Annotated in this window: 34 protein-coding genes; 4 read left to right on the plus strand and 30 right to left on the minus strand. The window is 44.5% G+C overall.

The genetic code is table 11. The annotated features are described in order from the left end of the window. The first annotated feature begins 25 nt into the window (after positions 1–25). The 4 genes from fmt (at position 26) to mscL (ending at position 4,255) form a co-directional block, all read left to right on the plus strand. Positions 26–973, plus strand: coding sequence for a methionyl-tRNA formyltransferase (fmt, locus tag CYG50_RS18055; RefSeq protein WP_102140609.1), 948 nt, complete (start codon positions 26–28; stop codon positions 971–973). Between the two features lie 69 nt (positions 974–1,042). Beyond that, a complete protein-coding gene (rsmB, locus tag CYG50_RS18060; RefSeq protein ID WP_102140608.1) occupies positions 1,043–2,326 on the plus strand; it encodes a 16S rRNA (cytosine(967)-C(5))-methyltransferase RsmB in 1,284 nt (427 codons plus the stop codon). A 36-nt stretch (positions 2,327–2,362) separates the two neighbouring features. Further along, entirely contained in the window at positions 2,363–3,739 is a 1,377-nt protein-coding gene (gene trkA / locus CYG50_RS18065) for a Trk system potassium transporter TrkA (RefSeq protein WP_102140607.1), read from the plus strand. A gap of 105 nt (positions 3,740–3,844) precedes the next feature. Beyond that, positions 3,845–4,255: a large-conductance mechanosensitive channel protein MscL gene (gene mscL, locus CYG50_RS18070; protein WP_102140606.1), complete on the plus strand. Its 411-nt coding sequence runs from the start codon at positions 3,845–3,847 to the stop codon at positions 4,253–4,255. On the opposite strand, the gene CYG50_RS18075 is transcribed toward mscL, so the two are convergent. From CYG50_RS18075 to rpsJ, 30 genes are all read right to left on the minus strand, one after another. Continuing rightward, positions 4,256–4,456 (minus strand): alternative ribosome-rescue factor A, encoded by a 201-nt coding sequence (locus tag CYG50_RS18075; protein WP_166268287.1) that lies wholly within the window; start codon positions 4,454–4,456, stop codon positions 4,256–4,258. 33 nt (positions 4,457–4,489) lie between these two features. Further along, positions 4,490–4,906, minus strand: a complete 417-nt coding sequence (gene zntR / locus CYG50_RS18080; RefSeq protein ID WP_102140615.1) for a Zn(2+)-responsive transcriptional regulator — start codon at positions 4,904–4,906, stop codon at positions 4,490–4,492. Positions 4,907–5,038: 132 nt separating this feature from the next. Continuing rightward, positions 5,039–5,425 (minus strand): 50S ribosomal protein L17, encoded by a 387-nt coding sequence (rplQ, locus tag CYG50_RS18085; protein WP_004907152.1) that lies wholly within the window; start codon positions 5,423–5,425, stop codon positions 5,039–5,041. Positions 5,426–5,462: 37 nt separating this feature from the next. Continuing rightward, complete coding sequence (locus CYG50_RS18090) at positions 5,463–6,452, minus strand: DNA-directed RNA polymerase subunit alpha (protein ID WP_004265491.1); 990 nt, start codon at positions 6,450–6,452, stop codon at positions 5,463–5,465. 25 nt (positions 6,453–6,477) lie between these two features. After that, entirely contained in the window at positions 6,478–7,098 is a 621-nt protein-coding gene (gene rpsD, locus CYG50_RS18095; protein ID WP_004265487.1) for a 30S ribosomal protein S4, read from the minus strand. 37 nt (positions 7,099–7,135) lie between these two features. Continuing rightward, positions 7,136–7,525 (minus strand): 30S ribosomal protein S11, encoded by a 390-nt coding sequence (rpsK, locus tag CYG50_RS18100; protein WP_002919257.1) that lies wholly within the window; start codon positions 7,523–7,525, stop codon positions 7,136–7,138. Positions 7,526–7,541: 16 nt separating this feature from the next. After that, positions 7,542–7,898, minus strand: coding sequence for a 30S ribosomal protein S13 (gene rpsM, locus CYG50_RS18105; protein ID WP_004907144.1), 357 nt, complete (start codon positions 7,896–7,898; stop codon positions 7,542–7,544). A gap of 145 nt (positions 7,899–8,043) precedes the next feature. Continuing rightward, complete coding sequence (rpmJ, locus tag CYG50_RS18110) at positions 8,044–8,160, minus strand: 50S ribosomal protein L36 (RefSeq protein WP_004265484.1); 117 nt, start codon at positions 8,158–8,160, stop codon at positions 8,044–8,046. 46 nt (positions 8,161–8,206) lie between these two features. Beyond that, positions 8,207–9,532, minus strand: coding sequence for a preprotein translocase subunit SecY (gene secY, locus CYG50_RS18115; RefSeq protein ID WP_004265481.1), 1,326 nt, complete (start codon positions 9,530–9,532; stop codon positions 8,207–8,209). Between the two features lie 7 nt (positions 9,533–9,539). After that, complete coding sequence (gene rplO / locus CYG50_RS18120; protein WP_004265478.1) at positions 9,540–9,974, minus strand: 50S ribosomal protein L15; 435 nt, start codon at positions 9,972–9,974, stop codon at positions 9,540–9,542. Positions 9,975–9,977: 3 nt separating this feature from the next. After that, entirely contained in the window at positions 9,978–10,157 is a 180-nt protein-coding gene (gene rpmD, locus CYG50_RS18125) for a 50S ribosomal protein L30 (RefSeq protein WP_004265475.1), read from the minus strand. Positions 10,158–10,163: 6 nt separating this feature from the next. Beyond that, positions 10,164–10,664: a 30S ribosomal protein S5 gene (rpsE, locus tag CYG50_RS18130; RefSeq protein WP_006657022.1), complete on the minus strand. Its 501-nt coding sequence runs from the start codon at positions 10,662–10,664 to the stop codon at positions 10,164–10,166. Positions 10,665–10,678: 14 nt separating this feature from the next. Further along, positions 10,679–11,032 (minus strand): 50S ribosomal protein L18, encoded by a 354-nt coding sequence (gene rplR, locus CYG50_RS18135; protein ID WP_004907138.1) that lies wholly within the window; start codon positions 11,030–11,032, stop codon positions 10,679–10,681. Positions 11,033–11,041: 9 nt separating this feature from the next. Next, complete coding sequence (rplF, locus tag CYG50_RS18140) at positions 11,042–11,575, minus strand: 50S ribosomal protein L6 (RefSeq protein ID WP_102140605.1); 534 nt, start codon at positions 11,573–11,575, stop codon at positions 11,042–11,044. A gap of 14 nt (positions 11,576–11,589) precedes the next feature. Beyond that, the gene (gene rpsH / locus CYG50_RS18145) at positions 11,590–11,982 is read right to left on the minus strand and encodes a 30S ribosomal protein S8 (RefSeq protein ID WP_042847562.1); all 393 of its coding nucleotides are present in this window, start codon (positions 11,980–11,982) and stop codon (positions 11,590–11,592) included. A gap of 29 nt (positions 11,983–12,011) precedes the next feature. Beyond that, positions 12,012–12,317, minus strand: a complete 306-nt coding sequence (gene rpsN, locus CYG50_RS18150) for a 30S ribosomal protein S14 (RefSeq protein ID WP_004265458.1) — start codon at positions 12,315–12,317, stop codon at positions 12,012–12,014. A 12-nt stretch (positions 12,318–12,329) separates the two neighbouring features. After that, entirely contained in the window at positions 12,330–12,869 is a 540-nt protein-coding gene (gene rplE / locus CYG50_RS18155) for a 50S ribosomal protein L5 (protein WP_006816328.1), read from the minus strand. A gap of 15 nt (positions 12,870–12,884) precedes the next feature. Then, positions 12,885–13,199, minus strand: a complete 315-nt coding sequence (gene rplX / locus CYG50_RS18160) for a 50S ribosomal protein L24 (RefSeq protein ID WP_004265452.1) — start codon at positions 13,197–13,199, stop codon at positions 12,885–12,887. 10 nt (positions 13,200–13,209) lie between these two features. Then, positions 13,210–13,581: a 50S ribosomal protein L14 gene (gene rplN, locus CYG50_RS18165; protein ID WP_004265449.1), complete on the minus strand. Its 372-nt coding sequence runs from the start codon at positions 13,579–13,581 to the stop codon at positions 13,210–13,212. Positions 13,582–13,757: 176 nt separating this feature from the next. Continuing rightward, positions 13,758–14,012, minus strand: coding sequence for a 30S ribosomal protein S17 (gene rpsQ, locus CYG50_RS18170; protein WP_042847566.1), 255 nt, complete (start codon positions 14,010–14,012; stop codon positions 13,758–13,760). Continuing rightward, positions 14,012–14,203 (minus strand): 50S ribosomal protein L29, encoded by a 192-nt coding sequence (rpmC, locus tag CYG50_RS18175; protein WP_004265442.1) that lies wholly within the window; start codon positions 14,201–14,203, stop codon positions 14,012–14,014. Before rpmC ends, rpsQ begins: the two co-directional genes overlap by 1 nt. After that, entirely contained in the window at positions 14,203–14,613 is a 411-nt protein-coding gene (rplP, locus tag CYG50_RS18180) for a 50S ribosomal protein L16 (protein WP_004265436.1), read from the minus strand. The genes rpmC and rplP overlap by 1 nt, the downstream gene beginning before the upstream one ends. A gap of 12 nt (positions 14,614–14,625) precedes the next feature. After that, a complete protein-coding gene (gene rpsC / locus CYG50_RS18185; RefSeq protein WP_004907131.1) occupies positions 14,626–15,327 on the minus strand; it encodes a 30S ribosomal protein S3 in 702 nt (233 codons plus the stop codon). A 17-nt stretch (positions 15,328–15,344) separates the two neighbouring features. Further along, entirely contained in the window at positions 15,345–15,677 is a 333-nt protein-coding gene (gene rplV / locus CYG50_RS18190) for a 50S ribosomal protein L22 (protein ID WP_004265430.1), read from the minus strand. Between the two features lie 15 nt (positions 15,678–15,692). Next, positions 15,693–15,971, minus strand: coding sequence for a 30S ribosomal protein S19 (gene rpsS, locus CYG50_RS18195; RefSeq protein ID WP_004265426.1), 279 nt, complete (start codon positions 15,969–15,971; stop codon positions 15,693–15,695). 14 nt (positions 15,972–15,985) lie between these two features. Continuing rightward, positions 15,986–16,810, minus strand: a complete 825-nt coding sequence (gene rplB, locus CYG50_RS18200) for a 50S ribosomal protein L2 (protein ID WP_004265422.1) — start codon at positions 16,808–16,810, stop codon at positions 15,986–15,988. A 19-nt stretch (positions 16,811–16,829) separates the two neighbouring features. Further along, positions 16,830–17,132 carry a 50S ribosomal protein L23 gene (rplW, locus tag CYG50_RS18205; RefSeq protein WP_004265420.1) on the minus strand — a complete coding sequence of 101 codons (303 nt, stop codon included), beginning with the start codon at positions 17,130–17,132 and terminating at the stop codon, positions 16,830–16,832. After that, positions 17,129–17,734 carry a 50S ribosomal protein L4 gene (gene rplD, locus CYG50_RS18210; protein WP_004265418.1) on the minus strand — a complete coding sequence of 202 codons (606 nt, stop codon included), beginning with the start codon at positions 17,732–17,734 and terminating at the stop codon, positions 17,129–17,131. Before rplD ends, rplW begins: the two co-directional genes overlap by 4 nt. Before the next feature lie 16 nt (positions 17,735–17,750). Further along, positions 17,751–18,380, minus strand: coding sequence for a 50S ribosomal protein L3 (gene rplC, locus CYG50_RS18215; protein ID WP_004265414.1), 630 nt, complete (start codon positions 18,378–18,380; stop codon positions 17,751–17,753). A gap of 32 nt (positions 18,381–18,412) precedes the next feature. Continuing rightward, a complete protein-coding gene (gene rpsJ / locus CYG50_RS18220; protein WP_001181005.1) occupies positions 18,413–18,724 on the minus strand; it encodes a 30S ribosomal protein S10 in 312 nt (103 codons plus the stop codon). Positions 18,725–18,758: the final 34 nt, after the last annotated feature.

Here is an 18,758-nt window from a genome sequence, read left to right on the forward strand (position 1 = left end):
GCTACATATAAATAGGGAAATTAACGTGTCAGAGCCATTGAAAATTATTTTTGCAGGTACACCAGATTTTGCGGCCAAACACTTAGCTGCTCTCTTAGATACCAGACACAAAGTCGTTGGCGTCCTCACTCGCCATGACAAACCTGCTGGAAGAGGCAAAAAGTTAACACCGAGTCCTGTCAAGGTTCTCGCTGAAGAACACCAACTACCTGTTTTTCAGCCAGTTTCTCTTAAGGATAGCGAAAACCAGCAGTGGATAAAAAACCAAAATGCTGACCTAATGATAGTTGTTGCCTACGGTTTGATTTTACCGCAAGCAGTTCTCGATATCCCTCGCTTAGGTTGCTTGAATGTTCACGGCTCTTTACTACCTCGCTGGAGAGGAGCTGCACCTATTCAACGTTCTATTTGGGCTGGTGATACGGAAACTGGTGTGACTATTATGCAAATGGACGCAGGTTTAGATACTGGTGATATGCTTTACAAAGCAATCTGTCCAATTACCCCTAGTGATACTAGCGCCTCGTTATATGCTAAATTAGCAATAACAGGCCCTGAAGCATTAATTCATACTGTTGAAATGCTATCTTCAGGCCAATGCATTGCTGAAAAACAAGACGAGTCATTAGCAAATTACGCAGAAAAATTATCGAAAGAAGAAGCTCGTATTAATTGGCAAGATGATGCTGTACATATTGAGCGTTGCATTCGTGCTTTCAATCCTTGGCCAATGAGCTATTTCATAGTTGAAGAACAACTCATTAAAGTTTGGCAAGCTGAAGTACTCACAGAAGCCCATGATAAGCAACCAGGAACAATTATTAGCGCTGATAAAAAAGGTATATCCATTGCCACAGGAAATGGCATACTAAATATTATTCAGCTACAACCGCCTGGCAAGAAAGCAATGAGTGCACAAGATATCCTAAACTCTCGTCGCGAATGGTTTATCCCAGAGCAAATTCTAGCATAACGAACTTGTAAACAGCCTGATGCCTTCAGGCTGTTTTATTTCAGTCACTAATGAATTCATCTTCTCTATATGAAAAATACATATAATTTACGCAGTATTGCGGCAACAGCAATTAACCAAGTCCTTGATAATGGCCAATCATTAAGTACTGTACTGCCTGACTTACAGCGTAATATCAATGATAAAGACAAAGCATTATTACAAGAAATTTGCTTTGGTGTTCTACGTTATTTACCTAAGCTTGAATGGTTTATTAACCAGCTAATGGAAAAACCATTAACGGGTAAACAAAGAATTCTACATTACTTAATCATGGTTGGTATCTACCAGCTCCTTTATACTCGCATTCCCCCTCATGCGGCATTAGCTGAAACAGTAGATGGAGCGGTTGCACTGAAAAAGCCCCAATTAAAAGGGCTTATTAATGGCGTGTTACGTTCATTTCAGCGCCAGCAAGCACAGCTAGAAGAGAGAATAGCTAACAACACTAGCCAATATTTGCATCCGAGCTGGTTATTAAAACGCCTACAAACAGCCTATCCAGATGATTGGCAATCTATTATTGAGGCAAATAACCAACGACCACCTATGTGGTTAAGAGTAAATTCTCAACATCACACTGCTGCACAGTATCTCAACTTATTAGAGCAGTCTGAGATAACCGCACATTTGCACCCTTTACACCCAAATGCTATTCGGTTAGATGAACCCACCGCAGTATCTCGTCTTCCGGGCTTTGAAGATGGCTGGTCTACAGTACAAGATGTCTCGGCTCAAGGCTGTGCTGAATTGCTAGAACCTCAAAATGGGGAAAGTATTTTAGATTTATGTGCTGCACCCGGTGGAAAAACAACCCATATTTTGGAGCTAGCTCCTAAAGCGAATGTTATTGCTGTAGATATCGATGAACATCGCCTTAAAAGAGTAAAAGAAAATCTGATTCGCCTTAAGCAACACGCTGTTGTTATACAAGGAGACGGTACACTCCCCGAAACATGGGCTAAAGATCAGCGATTTGATCGTATTTTACTTGATGCTCCTTGTTCTGCTACAGGCGTTATTAGGCGTCATCCTGATATCAAATGGCTACGTCGTGACTCAGACATAAATGAATTAGCGCAGCTACAAGCTCAAATTCTTGAAGCTATCTGGCCTTATTTAAAACCGGGCGGCACGCTAGTCTATGCGACTTGCTCAATTATGCCCGAAGAAAATGGAAAGCAAATACAATATTTCCTATCTAAACATAATGATGCCAGTCTAAATGATGGAACCGATGCTGGGTTACAAGTATTACCAAGTACTCATGGTGGTGATGGTTTCTTTTATGCACGCTTAGTCAAAAAAGTGTAGTAAATTGTAGCCAGCTCTCTGATATAGGAAGATGTAATGAAGATCATTATTCTAGGTGCTGGGCAAGTTGGCGGAACACTTGCTGAAAATTTAGTTGATGAGAACAATGATATTACCGTCGTTGATACCGATGCTGATCGGTTACGTCAATTACAGGATCAATTCGATCTTCGAGTGGTAAATGGTCATGGTTCTCACCCTAGAGTGCTTCGAGATGCAGGCGCAGAAGATGCGGATATGTTGGTAGCGGTCACCAATTCCGATGAAACTAACATGATTGCTTGCCAAATTGCGTATAGCCTATTTAATACCCCAAATAAGATAGCGCGTATCAGGGCGACTGAATATATCCGTGAAGCCGACAAATTGTTTCTACCTGAACAAATCCCGATTGACTATTTAATATCGCCAGAACAATTAGTTATCGACTATATCTATAAATTAATTCAATACCCTGGCGCGCTTCAGGTTGTAAACTTTGCAGAAGGCAAAGTCAGCATAGTTGCTGTAAAAGCTTATTACGGCGGTTCACTCGTTGGTAATGCGCTATCGAGCTTGCGCGAACACATGCCACATATTGATACTCGTGTTGTCGCTATTTTCCGCCAAGATAGGCCTATTCGCCCACAAGGCTCAACAATCATTGAAGCAGGTGATGAGGTTTTTTTTGTTGCTTCAACGCAACATATCCGAGCTGTAATGAGTGAGCTGCAAAGACTAGAAAAACCCTACAAACGTTTGATGATAGTGGGTGGTGGTAACGTCGGAGCCGGCCTAGCAAGGCGACTAGAAAAAGATTACAGCGTGAAACTTATTGAGCGCAACCAGAAGCGCGCAACAGAACTTGCTGAGTTACTGCATGATACCATTGTATTTTATGGCGATGCATCCGACCAAGAGTTACTCACAGAAGAACATATTGAGCAAATGGATGTTTTTATTGCCCTAACAAATGATGATGAAGCTAATATTATGTCTGCAATGTTAGCAAAAAAAATGGGCGCTAAAAAAGCAATGGTCCTTATACAACGCTCTGCATATGTTGAACTCGTTCAAGGAGGGGTAATTGATATTGCGATTTCACCTCAACAGGCAACAATTTCTGCTTTATTAAGCCATGTTAGAAAAGCGGATATAGTCAATGTTTCATCTTTAAGAAGAGGCGTAGCGGAAGCTATTGAAGCAATTGCACACGGTGATGAAAATACGTCAAAAGTGGTTGGTAAAAAAATATCTGAAATTAAACTTCCTCCAGGAACTATTATTGGTGCAATTGTTCGTGAAGAAGAAGTCATTATAGCTAGTGATTACCATACCATTGAACAAGGCGACCATGTCATTATGTTTATTACAGATAAAAAATATGTACCCGAAGTTGAAAAATTATTCCAACCAAGTCCATTCTTCTTATAAAAATAAACATAGTAAATATTTGTAGCTTAATAATTTTAGCGACTATAATTTGTTAACCTAATACACGTTTTGTTTCAATTGAATTATTTATTAAGGGGTCGTCTAATGAGCTTTTTAAAAGATTTCCGCGAATTTGCTATGAAGGGCAATGTAGTGGATATGGCAGTTGGTATTATTATTGGTGCTGCATTTGGTAAAATTGTATCTTCATTAGTTGCTGATATCATCATGCCTCCGCTAGGTTTACTGATCGGAGGTGTTGATTTCAAATCATTCAGCGTGGTATTAAAGGAAGCACAAGGGGATTTACCTGCAGTAGTACTAAATTATGGTATGTTTATACAAACCGTTTTTGACTTCGTTATTGTTGCGTTCGCTATCTTTATGGCAATTAAGATCATGAATAAAGTTCGCCGTGAAAAAGAAGCAGCACCAGCTGAACCAGCTCCACCATCTAAAGAAGAAGTCCTGTTATCAGAAATACGTGATCTTTTAAAAGAACAAAATAAAAATTAACTAAAAGGCCAGTGGTAATAAGTAAATAAACCTATTACCACTGGCCTCCCAATTAACTGAATTCTTATTCTTTTCCTTTCTTGTATAACTTCCTTTCCCTTTTTTATTTTTTTCAACTCTTTGACGAAATAGTGGGTCATGGAGTAATGCTTCAATCGCATTATCTTTAATCTCACCACGTTTATGTTGATATTTGCTCATAACATACCTTTATATAGTTAACAGATTATAGAATTAATAAACTTTAGACGCCCCTTTTTCTAATATCTCCATAATAGAGCAATAGGTTGTCGCATGTTCTTCACCACAACATGCCGAGCTTAACATTTTCAGTGAATCACGCATAATAATAAGCTCTTGTATCTTTTTTTCAACTTCAAGTAATCTGAGATCAACAATCTGTTTAGATTCTTGACAGGTATGATGTTCTGGATCCACTCGAATTGAAAGCAGTTCAGTGATAGCTTCTAAAGTAAAGCCTAGCTGCTTTGCATAACGAATAAAACGTAATCGCTGGAGGTCTTTCTCAGTAAATAACCGATACCCACCTTCAGTTCTCTCTTTATGCCCCATCAAACCTTGTTTTTCATAAAAACGGATCGTATCAGGCGTCACATCTGCGAGCCTAGCAATTTCACCTATCTTATACATGCTCATCGTACTCACCTGTAAATAAGGGTTAATCACGAAAAATCCAAGGGAAAAAATTATTTGGAAAGATAAGAATAGCAGGTACAAAAAAACCGGGCAAATATACCCGGTTTTCTTGAAAGCGACGGCAGATTACTCTGCTGCTGCTTCTTGAGACTCAACAGCACGGTCAACAAGCTCGATGTAAGCCATCGGAGCGTTGTCACCTGTACGGTAGCCACACTTAAGAATACGAGTGTAACCACCTGCACGAGCTGCGAAACGAGGTCCCAGTTCATTAAATAATTTTGCAACGATCTCGTTATCACGAGTACGTGCGAATGCCAGACGACGATTAGCTACGCTGTCGGTCTTGGCAAGAGTAATCAGCGGCTCAACGACGCGACGCAGTTCTTTCGCTTTAGGCAGAGTCGTCTTGATGATCTCATGACGAACTAAAGAACCTGCCATGTTACGGAACATAGCTTGGCGGTGGCTGCTGTTGCGGTTCAATTGACGACCACTCTTACGATGGCGCATGACCTTATCCTTCTCAGTAAAACCTTAACCTGTGATCTTAATCATCAGCAATACTTGCTGGTGGCCAATTTTCTAGACGCATGCCCAGAGAAAGACCACGAGATGCCAAGACGTCCTTAATTTCAGTAAGAGATTTCTTACCAAGGTTCGGAGTTTTGAGCAACTCAACTTCTGTACGCTGTACCAGATCACCGATGTAGTGGATAGCTTCTGCTTTGAGGCAGTTAGCAGAGCGGACAGTCAATTCCAGATCGTCAACTGGGCGCAATAAGATAGGATCGAATTCTGGTTTCTCTTCTTTAACTTCAGGCTGACGAACATCACGTAAGTCAACAAAAGCTTCAAGTTGTTCAGCCAGAATGGTTGCCGCACGGCGAATCGCCTCTTCAGGATCGATTGTACCGTTAGTTTCCATTTCAATAACTAACTTATCCAAGTCTGTACGTTGCTCAACACGAGCTGCTTCAACATTGTAGGCAATACGCTCTACTGGGCTGTAGCAAGCATCGACTAACAAACGACCGATTGGGCGCTCATCTTCTTCCGAATGAACTCGGGCAGAAGCCGGCACATAACCACGACCACGCTGTACTTTAATTCGCATATTAATAGATGCGCTTTCGTCAGTAAGGTGGCAGATGATGTGCTGTGGCTTGACGATTTCGACATCACCATCATGGATGATGTCGGCTGCAGTCACAGGGCCAATGCCAGATTTATTCAAGGTTAAAATAACTTCATCTTTCCCCTGAACTTTTACCGCCAGCCCTTTCAGGTTGAGGAGAATCTCCAGGATATCTTCCTGTACACCTTCTTTGGTGCTGTACTCATGCAGTACACCATCAATCTCAACCTCTGTCACCGCACAACCCGGCATAGACGAAAGCAGAATACGGCGCAGTGCGTTACCAAGAGTATGGCCAAAGCCACGCTCTAAAGGCTCAAGGGTCACCTTAGCGTGCGTCGAACTCACTTGCTCGATATCTACCAGGCGCGGTTTTAGAAACTCTGTCACAGAACCCTGCATTGTGTCCTCTCTTTGGTGCTAAGCTTTACTTGGAGTAAAGCTCGACGATCAGGTGTTCGTTAATGTCCGCAGACAAGTCAGTACGTTCAGGAATACGTTTGAACACACCTTCCATTTTAGCAGCATCAACTTCCAGCCAAGTTGGCTTCTCACGCTGTTCAGCCAGCTCTAAAGCAGCCTTAATACGAGACTGTTTTTTAGCTTTCTCACGAACGCTGATAACGTCATTCGGGGAAACCTGATAAGAAGCGATATTAACTACACGGCCATTTACCATGATAGCTTTATGGCTAACCATTTGACGTGCTTCTGCGCGAGTTGCGCCAAAGCCCATACGGTAAACGACGTTATCAAGACGACCTTCAAGCAAAGTCAGCAGGTTTTCACCTGTGTTGCCTTTCAGACGTGTTGCTTCTTTGTAATAGTTACGGAATTGACGTTCCAGAACACCGTAGATACGACGAACTTTTTGTTTTTCACGTAACTGGACGCCATAGTCAGACAGACGCGGTTTACGCGCACCGTGCTGGCCTGGAGCCTGTTCTAATTTACACTTGGTGTCAATCGCGCGAACACCAGACTTCAGGAAGAGGTCTGTTCCTTCGCGACGGCTCAGCTTGAGCTTAGGACCCAAATATCTAGCCATTTTCTTTCTCCAACAGTCCTAAAAAAAACGAAACGTATTAAACGCGACGTTTTTTCGGTGGGCGACAACCGTTATGAGGGATAGGAGTCACATCAGTAATATTAGTGATGCGAAAACCAGCGGCGTTCAGAGCACGAATTGTTGATTCGCGACCCGGACCCGGTCCCTTAACCATAACTTCCAGGTTTTTGATTCCGTATTCTTTCACAGCTTCTGCGCAACGCTCTGCTGCAACCTGAGCTGCGAACGGAGTAGATTTGCGAGAACCACGGAAACCGGAACCACCGGCAGTTGCCCAACCTAATGCGTTACCTTGACGGTCAGTAATAGTAACGATTGTGTTGTTGAAAGAAGCATGGATATGAGCCACACCGTCTGAGACTTGTTTTCTTACACGCTTACGTGCACGAATTGGTGCTTTTGCCATTATTCAATACCCCGACTTATTTCTTGATCGGCTTACGCGGACCCTTACGGGTACGAGCGTTAGTCTTAGTACGCTGTCCGCGTACAGGAAGACCACGACGATGACGTAAACCACGGTAACATCCAAGGTCCATCAGACGCTTGATGCTCAGGGTAATTTCACGACGTAAGTCACCTTCTACAACGTATTTAGCAACTTCGTCACGCAGCTTGTCGATTTGTTCTTCAGACAGCTCACTGATCTTAACATTTTCAGCAATACCAGTTGCTTCACAGATAGCCTGTGAACGGGTCTTGCCGATGCCGAAAATCGATGTTAAAGCGATTACGGTATGTTTATGATCAGGAATGTTAATGCCTGCTATACGGGCCACTATGCACTCCTAAGTTAAAATATACATTACTGTGCTGAAAAGCCCGTTTTCAGGATACTCAAACAATAATGTATCTTAGATAAAAAAGATTGGCTGGCTAATTTAGCCAGCTCAACCCAACTTTGCAAGAAAAAAATGCTTTTTCTTAACCTTGACGTTGTTTATGTCTTGGTTCAACACTGCAAATTACACGAACGCTACCATTGCGACGAATAATTTTGCAGTTACGGCATAATTTCTTGACGGAAGCACGAACTTTCATTTTTACTCTCCGTAACTTCTAAGCAAACCATAACCACACTAAGTGATTACTTACCTTTCAGGTTTGCTTTCTTCAATGCAGACTCATACTGACTTGACATCATTAGAGTTTGCACTTGAGCCATAAAGTCCATGATAACGACAACCACGATTAAGAGGGAAGTACCACCAAAATAGAAAGGTACTTTCATTGCGTCACGCATGAACTCCGGGATTAGGCAGATGAAGGTAATATATAATGCGCCAACTAGTGTTAAGCGAGTCATTACCTTATCAATGTACTTGGCCGTTTGCTCTCCCGGACGAATTCCTGGTACAAATGCACCGGACTTCTTCAGGTTATCTGCCGTTTCTCTTGGGTTGAAAACCAACGCCGTATAGAAGAAACAGAAGAAGATGATCGCAGATGCATAAAGTAGCACATATAACGGTTGACCAGGCTGCAAATACATAGAAATAGTCGTCAGCCAGTCCCAGCCAGTTCCATCACCAAACCAAGATGCTATTGTACCCGGGAATAGTATGATACTGGAAGCAAAAATTGCAGGAATTACACCCGCCATATTCACTTTTAACGGTAAATGTGTACTTTGTGCTGCATAAACACGGCGACCTTGCTGACGTTTAGCGTAGTTAACGACGATTCGGCGTTGTCCACGTTCCATAAACACAACAAAGAAAGTAACCGCGAATACTAACACCGCAACCAACAGCAACAGGAGGAAGTGCAGATCGCCCTGCCGAGCTTGCTCGATGGTATGGCCAATGGCCGGCGGTAATCCCGCAACAATACCAGCGAAGATAATGATAGAAATACCGTTACCGATACCTCTTTCAGTTATCTGTTCACCCAACCACATTAGGAACATTGTTCCTGTGACTAAGCTAACAACTGCCGTAAAGTAGAACGGGAGGCCTGGATCAATAACTAACCCTTGCATCCCTGGCATATTCGGTAGACCCATTGCAATACCAATAGATTGGAATATTGCTAATACCAGAGTACCCCAGCGAGTATATTGGCTTATCTTCCGACGACCTGCTTCTCCTTCCTTCTTGATCTCTGCTAATCGTGGATTAACCACAGATAATAATTGGATAATAATCGATGCCGAAATATACGGCATGATACCCAAAGCAAAGATAGAAGCACGGCTAAGAGCACCACCAGAGAACATGTTAAACATTTCAATGATGGTGCCTTGTTGCTGTTCGAGCAATTTGGCAAGCACAGTGGCATCAATACCAGGGATTGGAATAAAAGAACCAATTCGGAAAACAATTAGCGCACCAATTACAAACAAAAGTCTGCGTTTAAGTTCGCCAGCTCCACCTTTGGCACTTTGAAAATCTAATCCTGGTTGTTTAGCCATCTGTCACTTATTCCTCAATTTTACCGCCGGCAGCTTCGATTGCAGCGCGAGCACCTTTAGTAACACGAAGGCCACGTACAGTAACTGCACGGTTCACTTCGCCAGACAGAATAACTTTAGCGTATTCAATCTGGATGCCAACAACGTTCGCGGCTTTCAGTGCGTTCAGATCAATAACATCGCCTTCAACAGCAGCAAAATCAGACAGACGAATCTCTGCAGTGATCATTGCTTTACGTGAAGTGAAGCCGAATTTCGGCAAACGACGGTATAAAGGCATCTGGCCACCTTCGAAACCACGACGTACGCCACCGCCAGAACGAGATTTCTGACCTTTGTGACCACGGCCGCCGGTTTTACCCAGACCAGAACCGATACCACGACCTACGCGTTTAGGCGCGTGCTTGGCACCTTCAGCCGGAGACAGAGTATTTAAACGCATCTCTTACTCCTCAACTTTAACCATGTAGGAAACCAAGTTGACCATACCACGTACAGCAGGAGTATCCTCGCGCTCTACTGTATGACCAATGCGACGCAGACCTAAACCGACCAGTGTTGCCTTATGCTTAGGCAGACGACCGATTGAACTGCGAACTTGTGTAATTTTAATAGTCTTAGCCATAGCCGATTACCCCAGAATTTCTTCGACGGATTTTCCACGCTTAGCTGCGACCATTTCTGGAGACTTCATGCTGTCTAAAGCATCCAGTGTTGCACGAACCACGTTGATTGGGTTTGTGGAACCATAGGTTTTAGCCAGTACGTTGCGAACTCCAGCTACTTCTAAAACAGCACGCATTGCACCGCCGGCAATGATACCGGTACCTTCGTGAGCAGGTTGCATAAACACACGAGAACCAGTGTGTGTACCTTTCACAGGGTGGAACAATGTGCCGTTGTTTAGAGCAACGGTTTTCATACTGCGACGGGCTTTTTCCATCGCTTTCTGGATTGCTGCCGGAACTTCGCGCGCTTTGCCGTAGCCAAAACCAACGCGACCGTTACCATCACCAACTACAGTCAGTGCGGTAAAGCTGAAAATACGGCCACCTTTAACGGTTTTTGCTACGCGGTTTACCGCGATCAGCTTTTCCTGCAGTTCGCCAGCTTGTTTTTCGATGTGAGACATCTTACACCTCTACCTTAGAACTGAAGGCCAGCTTCACGGGCAGCATCTGCCAGTGCCTGGACTCTACCATGATATTGGAAACCAGAACGGTCAAAAGCAACAACAGTGATGCCTTTTTCCAGTGCGCGTTCAGCAACTAACTTACCAACAATTGCTGCTGCGTCTTTGTTTCCAGTAAACTTAACTTGTTCATTGATAGCTTTTTCTGTAGTAGAAGCTGCAACCAATGTTTCAGAACCGTTCGGTGCGATAACCTGCGCATAAATATGGCGTGGAGTACGATGTACCACCAGGCGAGTCGCACCCAACTCTTGGATCTTACGGCGTGCGCGGGTCGCACGACGGATACGAGCTGCTTTCTTATCCATAGTGTTACCTTACTTCTTCTTAGCCTCTTTGGTACGCACGATTTCATCGGCGTAACGAACACCTTTACCTTTATAAGGCTCAGGACGACGGTAAGCACGCAGTTCTGCTGCAACTTGACCAATCACTTGCTTATCCGCACCTTTCAGTACGATTTCAGTTTGTGTTGGGCATTCAGCAGTAATGCCTGCTGGCAGTGCGTGTTCAACCGGATGCGAAAAACCTAAAGACAAGCTTACAGCATTGCCTTTGATTGCTGCACGGTAACCAACACCGACCAGTTGAAGCTTTTTAGTGAAGCCTTCGGTAACACCAACAACCATTGCATTGCACAGTGAACGAGTCGTACCCGCTTGTGCCCATGCATCTTCAAAACCTTCACGAGGAGCGAAAGTCAGTTGGTTGTCTTCGTTTTTAACTTCAACTGCATTATGGATAGTACGAGTAAGCTCGCCGTTTTTACCCTTAATCGAAATAACCTGACCGTTGAGTTTTACCTCTACGCCGGCAGGAATGACGACGGGTGCTTTTGCCACACGAGACATTCTTTCCTCCCGAATTAAGCTACGTAGCAGAGAATCTCGCCACCAAGACCAGCTTGGCGAGCTGCACGATCAGTCATGACACCTTTAGAGGTAGAAATAACAGCGATACCTAAACCAGCCATAACTTGTGGCAGCTCATCTTTTTTCTTATAGATGCGCAGACTTGGGCGGCTTACACGCTGAATGCTTTCTACAACAGCCTTACCTTGGAAATAACGTAAAGTCAGTTCCAGTTCTGGCTTGATGTCGCCTTCAATTTTAAAATCTTCAATATAACCTTCTTCCTTCAGCACTTTGGCAATTGCCACTTTCAGCTTGGAGGAAGGCATGGTGACCGCAACTTTGTTCGCGGCCTGACCGTTACGGATACGGGTCAGCATATCCGCGATGGGATCTTGCATGCTCATCTGTCTTTACTCCCGTGATTCAAATGGAATTACCAACTTGCCTTTTTAAGGCCCGGGATTTCACCGCGCATAGCGGCTTCACGGACTTTAATACGGCTCAGACCAAACTTCCGCAGGAAACCGTGCGGACGCCCTGTTTGACGGCAGCGATTACGCTGACGAGAAGGACTTGAATCACGTGGCAGTGTTTGCAGCTTGAGAACAGCGTCCCAGCGATCTTCATCAGATGCTTTAACATCAGAGATGATAGCTTTCAGTTCTACGCGTTTTGCGAAGAATTTCTCAGCTAATTTAGCACGTTTAACATCACGCGCTTTCATAGATTTCTTAGCCATGAGTACCCTGCCTTACTTGCGGAACGGGAAGTTGAACGCTGCTAACAGTGCGCGACCTTCGTCATCTGATTTCGCAGTAGTGGTGATAGTAATATCTAAACCACGTACGCGATCCACTTTATCGTAATCGATTTCAGGGAAGATGATTTGTTCACGAACACCCATGCTGTAGTTACCGCGACCATCGAAAGACTTAGCGGGCAAGCCACGGAAGTCACGAATACGTGGTACAGCAATAGAAATCAGACGCTCAAGGAACTCCCACATGCGTTCGCCACGCAGGGTTACTTTACAGCCGATTGGATAGCCCTGACGGATTTTGAAGCCTGCAACAGATTTGCGTGCTTTGGTGATCAAAGGTTTTTGACCTGAGATTGCTGTTAAATCAGCTGCTGCGTTATCCAGCAGTTTTTTATCAGCAATCGCTTCACCAACACCCATATTCAGGGTGATCTTCTCGACCCGAGGGACTTGCATGACAGAAGTGTAATTAAACTCAGTCATGAGCTTATTAACTACTTCGTCTTTATAGTAATCATGCAGTTTCGCCATCGTATACTCCAAAAATTACTTGATAGTTTCACTGTTAGACTTGAAGAAACGGACTTTTTTGCCGTCTTCGAATCTAAAGCCTACACGGTCAGCCTTGCCAGTTGCCGCGTTAAAGATTGCAACGTTAGAAACTTGAATAGCCGCTTCTTTTTCAACGATGCCACCTGGTTGGTTCAGAGCCGGTACAGGCTTCTGATGTTTTTTAACCAAATTGATACCTTCAACGATAACTTTACTAGAAGAAATAACCTGTTTTACTTTACCGCGCTTACCTTTGTCTTTCCCAGTTAGCACGATAACTTCGTCATCACGACGGATTTTCGCTGCCATAGTTCGCTCCTTAGAGTACTTCAGGTGCCAGAGAGATAATTTTCATAAACTTCTCATTACGAAGTTCACGAGTTACCGGCCCAAAAATACGCGTACCGATTACTTGCTCGCTGTTGTTATTTAATAACACACAAGCATTACCATCGAAGCGAATGACAGAACCGTCAGGGCGACGTACACCCTTCTTGGTGCGCACCACTACCGCTTTCAGGACATCACCCTTTTTAACTTTACCGCGTGGAATTGCTTCTTTAACAGTAATTTTAATGATGTCGCCTACATGTGCATAGCGACGGTGCGAGCCACCTAGAACCTTGATACACATTACGCGACGTGCACCGGAGTTGTCGGCCACGTTCAGCATAGTCTGTTCTTGGATCATTTTAGTGCTCCGCTAAATGTCAACTACTACTGAGCCACCTCATTATGAAGAGGCCGTTCAAATATACCCATACTACGAGGGCGCGGCATTATAACACCACATCATCGTGTTGGACAGAAAAAAATAAACGGCTCAGTCAAAAAAGAGCCGTTTATTCATCAGGAAAAGTTATTCTATTACAGAACAGCTTTTTCTACAACGCGAACTAAGGCCCAAGACTTAGTCTTAGACAGTGGACGAGTTTCGCGGATTTCTACCACGTCACCGATTCCACATTCATTGTTCTCGTCATGTACGTGCAATTTAGTCGTACGACGGATGAATTTACCATACAGAGGGTGTTTCACCATACGCTCGATAGCAACAACAATAGATTTCTCCATTTTATCGCTAACTACACGACCTTGCAGAGTACGGATTTTATCGCTCATTACGCACCTGCCTTCTCAGTCAGTAAAGTCTTCACACGTGCGATATCGCGACGCACTTGTTTCAACAGATGAGACTGTTGCAGCTGACCACTTGCAGCCTGCATACGTAAATTAAATTGTTCACGTAACAGGTTCAAAAGTTCAGCATTCAGCTCTTCAACGCTTTTTTCGCGCAGCTCTTGTGCTTTCATTACATCACCGTCTTAGTTACAAAGGTGGTTTTGATAGGCAGTTTCGCTGCTGCCAAAGAGAATGCCTCACGAGCCAGCTCTTCAGGCACACCGTCCATTTCGTATAGAACTTTACCAGGCTGGATTAAGGCAACCCAATATTCTACGTTACCTTTACCTTTACCCATACGAACTTCGAGTGGTTTCTCAGTGATTGGTTTGTCTGGGAACACACGGATCCAGATTTTACCTTGACGCTTAATAGCACGGGTCATAGCACGACGTGCCGCTTCGATCTGACGTGCAGTCAGACGACCACGGCCAACAGCTTTAAGACCGAAAGTGCCGAAGCTAACATCCGTACCTTGCGCTAGACCACGGTTGCGGCCTTTGTGCACCTTACGGAATTTTGTACGCTTTGGTTGTAACATCAGCGACTCTCCTTACTTGCGGCCTTTACGCTGCTGCTTTTTAGGTTGAGCAGCTGGTTTCTCAGCTTGTTCAACAGCAGCCATACCACCCAGAATCTCACCTTTGAAGATCCATACCTTAACGCCGAGAACACCGTAAGTGGTGTGCGCTTCTGAAGTGTTGTAATCGATATCAGCACGTAATGTGTGCAGTGGCACACGGCCTTCACGATACCACTCGGTACGAGCGATTTCAGCACCGCCTAAACGGCCACTGACTTCAACTTTAATACCTTTAGCGCCCAGACGCATTGCGTTCTGTACTGCACGCTTCATAGCACGACGGAACATAACACGACGTTCCAGCTGTGAAGAAATGCTGTCAGCAACTAATTTAGCGTCTAGTTCTGGTTTACGAACTTCGGCGATATTGATTTGCGCAGGAACACCAGCGATATCCGCTACTGTTTTACGCAGTTTTTCAACGTCTTCACCTTTCTTACCGATAACGATACCTGGGCGAGCAGTGTGAATAGTCACACGGATGCTTTTCGCAGGACGTTCGATAACGATGCGAGAGATTGACGCTTTTGCCAGTTCTTTATTCAAGTACTGACGTACTTTAAAATCGCTGTCTAGGTTGTCAGCGAATTCATTGGTGTTCGCATACCAGGTAGAGTTCCAAGGTTTGACAATACCCAGGCGAATACCATTAGGATGTACTTTCTGACCCATTGCTAGTCTCCAGAGTCTCAGCGATCGGACACAACCACAGTAATGTGGCTGGTGCGCTTAAGAATACGATCTGCACGGCCTTTCGCACGCGGCATGATGCGTTTCATGGTTGGACCTTCGTCTACGAAAATTTTCGCAACTTTCAGGTCATCAATGTCAGCGCCATCGTTTTGCTCTGCGTTAGCAATTGCAGATTCAAGTACTTTCTTCACTAAACCAGCAGCTTTCTTGTTGGTGTAGGTCAGAATTTCCAGAGCTTGCGACACTTTCTTACCGCGAATCAGGTCGGCAACTAAGCGAACCTTCTGGGCAGAAGAACGAGCGTGGCGATGCATAGCTAAAGTTTCCATCTCTTCCTCCTATCCTTAACGTTTCTTAGCTTTCTTATCTGCCGCGTGGCCGCGATAAGTGCGAGTCGGTGCGAATTCACCCAGTTTGTGACCAACCATTTCGTCGGTTACAAAAACTGGAACATGCTGACGACCATTATGGACAGCGATGGTCAATCCGATCATATTAGGAAAGATCGTTGAACGACGGGACCAAGTCTTAAGAGGCTTCTTGTCTCCGCTTTCCACCGCTTTCTCTACCTTCTTCAGCAAGTGCAGGTCAATAAAAGGACCTTTCTTGAGAGAACGTGGCATGGTTTATCCTCTAATTATTTTTTAGAACGATGACGTACGATGAATTGATCAGTACGCTTGTTGCTACGAGTTTTCTTACCTTTGGTTTGAACGCCCCATGGTGTTACTGGGTGTTTACCAAAGTTACGGCCTTCACCACCACCATGTGGATGGTCTACTGGGTTCATCGCAGTACCGCGAACGGTAGGACGAACACCACGCCAGCGGCTAGCACCAGCTTTACCGAGAACACGTAACATATGTTCAGCGTTACCAACTTCACCAAGAGTTGCACGGCAATCAGCTAAAACTTTACGCATTTCACCAGAACGCAGACGTAATGTGACATAAGCACCATCACGAGCAACGATTTGAGCGTAAGTACCTGCTGAACGCGCTAACTGTCCACCTTTACCTGGCTTCAGTTCGATGTTATGAACTGTAGAACCAACAGGGATGTTGCGCATCGGCAGTGCGTTACCAGCTTTGATTGCTGAATCAACACCAGATTGAATCTGGTCGCCAGCTTTCAGGCCTTTTGGTGCAAGAATATAACGACGTTCACCGTCTTTATATAGAACCAGTGCAATGTTCGCAGAACGATTTGGATCATACTCCAAACGCTCAACAACTGCAGGAACACCGTCTTTGTTACGTTTGAAGTCAACTAAACGATAATGCTGCTTATGGCCACCACCGATATGACGGGTAGTGATACGGCCATTGTTGTTACGACCACCGGATTTGCTGTTTTTTTCTAACAGCGGAGCATAAGGTTTACCCTTATGCAGCTCAGGGTTAACCACTTTAACTACGTGGCGACGGCCCGGAGACGTAGGTTTACATTTAACAACTGCCATTGTTCTTTACTCCTCCGACTTACTCAGCACCGCTAATGAAGTCCAAATTTTGGCCTTCTTTCAGCGTGACGTAAGCTTTTTTCCAGTCGCTACGACGACCGAAACGCTGACCGTGGCGTTTAGTTTTGCCTTTAACTAGCAAAGTGTTAACACCTTCAACTTCAACTTCAAACAGTTTCTGTACAGCAGCTTTGATTTCTGCTTTAGTCGCGTCTTTCGCAACTTTGAGAACGATGGTATTGCTTTTTTCCATCGCTGTAGAAGCTTTTTCAGATACATGCGGCGCGCGCAGTACTTTTAGCAGACGTTCTTCACGGATCATGCCAGCATCTCCTCAACTTGCTTCACAGCATCAGCAGTCATAACCACTTTGTCGAAGGCGATCAGGCTAACTGGATCAATACCTGCTGCATCACGAACGTCAACCTTATACAGGTTGCGCGCTGCTAAAAACAGATTTTCATCTAATTCAGCAGTGATGATCAGAACATCTTCCAGAGCCATATCTTTCAGTTTCTGTGCCAGCAACTTAGTTTTAGGTGCTTCAACAGAGAACTTCTCGACAACGATCAGACGATCTTGACGTACCAACTCAGAGAGGATGCTTTTTAAAGCACCACGGTACATCTTCTTATTTACTTTTTGACTGTGGTCCTGTGGTTTAGCTGCGAAGCTAACACCACCAGAGCGCCAAATTGGGCTCTTTACTGAACCAGAACGTGCACGGCCAGTACCTTTTTGACGCCATGGTTTTTTACCAGAACCAGAAACTTCAGCACGAGTTTTCTGAGCACGAGTACCTTGACGAGCACCAGCTGCATACGCAACAACTACTTGGTGAACAAGCGCTTCATTGAAATCACGCCCGAAGGTAGTTTCGGAAACAGTCAGCGCGCTTTGCGCGTCTTTCATTACCAATTCCATTCCTATCTCCTCGACGTTAAGCCTTGACAGCCGGTTTTACGATCAGGTTGCTACCAGTTGCTCCTGGAACAGCACCTTTGACCAGCAGCAGGTTGCGCTCAGCGTCAACACGTACTACATCTAAGCTTTGAACGGTTACACGCTCATTACCCAGTTGGCCTGCCATTTTCTTGCCTTTAAACACTTTGCCCGGAGTCTGGTTTTGACCGATAGAACCCGGAACACGGTGAGACAAGGAGTTACCGTGAGTAGCATCTTGAGTACGGAAATTCCAGCGCTTAACTGTGCCGGCAAAACCTTTACCTTTAGATGTACCAGTAACGTCGACTTTTTTAACGTCAGCGAAAATTTCAACGCTAATGCTTTGACCTACTGTGTATTCTGCACTATCTTCAATGCGGAATTCACGCAGGATACGGCCAGCTTCGACGCCAGCTTTAGCGAAATGACCTGCTTCAGGCTTAGTTACACGATTAGCTTTTTTGCTACCAGTAGTAACCTGAATTGCATTATAACCGTCAGTTTCTGCAGTTTTAACCTGAGTAACACGGTTATTTTCAATTTCGATAACAGTTACAGGTATAGAAACGCCATCTTCAGTGAAGATACGAGTCATACCGACTTTCTTACCGACTAAACCTTTCATTGTTTCAACCTCTCAATCGTTCGACGACCTGATTAACCCAGGCTGATCTGCACGTCAACGCCGGCAGCCAGGTCCAGACGCATCAGAGCATCAACGGTCTTTTCGGTTGGCTCAACGATGTCAACCAGACGCTTGTGAGTGCGAATTTCGTACTGATCACGCGCATCTTTGTTAACGTGCGGAGAAATCAGAACGGTAAAACGCTCTTTACGTGTCGGCAGCGGGATAGGACCACGAACTTGCGCACCAGTGCGCTTAGCAGTCTCTACGATTTCCGCAGTTGATTGATCGATTAAACGATGATCAAAAGCTTTCAGGCGGATACGGATTCTTTGGTTCTGCATGAGACCAGAGCTCCAACTATTTATAAACGTAAAA

Origin of the sequence: Providencia huaxiensis (assembly GCF_002843235.3) — a bacterium.
In the GTDB taxonomy this organism is placed as follows: domain Bacteria; phylum Pseudomonadota; class Gammaproteobacteria; order Enterobacterales; family Enterobacteriaceae; genus Providencia; species Providencia huaxiensis.

Coding starts and splice junctions, on each gene's coding strand:
- rsmB (WP_102140608.1), top strand. CDS start 1,043: ATGAAAAATACATATAATTTACGCAGTATTGCGGCAACAGCAATTAAC.
- trkA (WP_102140607.1), top strand. CDS start 2,363: ATGAAGATCATTATTCTAGGTGCTGGGCAAGTTGGCGGAACACTTGCT.
- mscL (WP_102140606.1), top strand. CDS start 3,845: ATGAGCTTTTTAAAAGATTTCCGCGAATTTGCTATGAAGGGCAATGTA.
- CYG50_RS18075 (WP_166268287.1), bottom strand. CDS start 4,456: ATGAGCAAATATCAACATAAACGTGGTGAGATTAAAGATAATGCGATT.
- zntR (WP_102140615.1), bottom strand. CDS start 4,906: ATGTATAAGATAGGTGAAATTGCTAGGCTCGCAGATGTGACGCCTGAT.
- rplQ (WP_004907152.1), bottom strand. CDS start 5,425: ATGCGCCATCGTAAGAGTGGTCGTCAATTGAACCGCAACAGCAGCCAC.
- CYG50_RS18090 (WP_004265491.1), bottom strand. CDS start 6,452: ATGCAGGGTTCTGTGACAGAGTTTCTAAAACCGCGCCTGGTAGATATC.
- rpsD (WP_004265487.1), bottom strand. CDS start 7,098: ATGGCTAGATATTTGGGTCCTAAGCTCAAGCTGAGCCGTCGCGAAGGA.
- rpsK (WP_002919257.1), bottom strand. CDS start 7,525: ATGGCAAAAGCACCAATTCGTGCACGTAAGCGTGTAAGAAAACAAGTC.
- rpmJ (WP_004265484.1), bottom strand. CDS start 8,160: ATGAAAGTTCGTGCTTCCGTCAAGAAATTATGCCGTAACTGCAAAATT.
- secY (WP_004265481.1), bottom strand. CDS start 9,532: ATGGCTAAACAACCAGGATTAGATTTTCAAAGTGCCAAAGGTGGAGCT.
- rplO (WP_004265478.1), bottom strand. CDS start 9,974: ATGCGTTTAAATACTCTGTCTCCGGCTGAAGGTGCCAAGCACGCGCCT.
- rpmD (WP_004265475.1), bottom strand. CDS start 10,157: ATGGCTAAGACTATTAAAATTACACAAGTTCGCAGTTCAATCGGTCGT.
- rpsE (WP_006657022.1), bottom strand. CDS start 10,664: ATGTCTCACATCGAAAAACAAGCTGGCGAACTGCAGGAAAAGCTGATC.
- rplR (WP_004907138.1), bottom strand. CDS start 11,032: ATGGATAAGAAAGCAGCTCGTATCCGTCGTGCGACCCGCGCACGCCGT.
- rplF (WP_102140605.1), bottom strand. CDS start 11,575: ATGTCTCGTGTGGCAAAAGCACCCGTCGTCATTCCTGCCGGCGTAGAG.
- rpsH (WP_042847562.1), bottom strand. CDS start 11,982: ATGAGCATGCAAGATCCCATCGCGGATATGCTGACCCGTATCCGTAAC.
- rpsN (WP_004265458.1), bottom strand. CDS start 12,317: ATGGCTAAGAAATCTATGAAAGCGCGTGATGTTAAACGTGCTAAATTA.
- rplE (WP_006816328.1), bottom strand. CDS start 12,869: ATGGCGAAACTGCATGATTACTATAAAGACGAAGTAGTTAATAAGCTC.
- rplX (WP_004265452.1), bottom strand. CDS start 13,199: ATGGCAGCGAAAATCCGTCGTGATGACGAAGTTATCGTGCTAACTGGG.
- rplN (WP_004265449.1), bottom strand. CDS start 13,581: ATGATCCAAGAACAGACTATGCTGAACGTGGCCGACAACTCCGGTGCA.
- rpsQ (WP_042847566.1), bottom strand. CDS start 14,012: ATGAGCGATAAAATCCGTACTCTGCAAGGTCGTGTAGTTAGCGATAAA.
- rpmC (WP_004265442.1), bottom strand. CDS start 14,203: ATGAAAGCACAAGAGCTGCGCGAAAAAAGCGTTGAAGAGCTGAATGCT.
- rplP (WP_004265436.1), bottom strand. CDS start 14,613: ATGTTACAACCAAAGCGTACAAAATTCCGTAAGGTGCACAAAGGCCGC.
- rpsC (WP_004907131.1), bottom strand. CDS start 15,327: ATGGGTCAGAAAGTACATCCTAATGGTATTCGCCTGGGTATTGTCAAA.
- rplV (WP_004265430.1), bottom strand. CDS start 15,677: ATGGAAACTTTAGCTATGCATCGCCACGCTCGTTCTTCTGCCCAGAAG.
- rpsS (WP_004265426.1), bottom strand. CDS start 15,971: ATGCCACGTTCTCTCAAGAAAGGTCCTTTTATTGACCTGCACTTGCTG.
- rplB (WP_004265422.1), bottom strand. CDS start 16,810: ATGGCAGTTGTTAAATGTAAACCTACGTCTCCGGGCCGTCGCCACGTA.
- rplW (WP_004265420.1), bottom strand. CDS start 17,132: ATGATCCGTGAAGAACGTCTGCTAAAAGTACTGCGCGCGCCGCATGTA.
- rplD (WP_004265418.1), bottom strand. CDS start 17,734: ATGGAATTGGTAATGAAAGACGCGCAAAGCGCGCTGACTGTTTCCGAA.
- rplC (WP_004265414.1), bottom strand. CDS start 18,380: ATGAAAGGTTTAGTCGGTAAGAAAGTCGGTATGACTCGTATCTTCACT.
- rpsJ (WP_001181005.1), bottom strand. CDS start 18,724: ATGCAGAACCAAAGAATCCGTATCCGCCTGAAAGCTTTTGATCATCGT.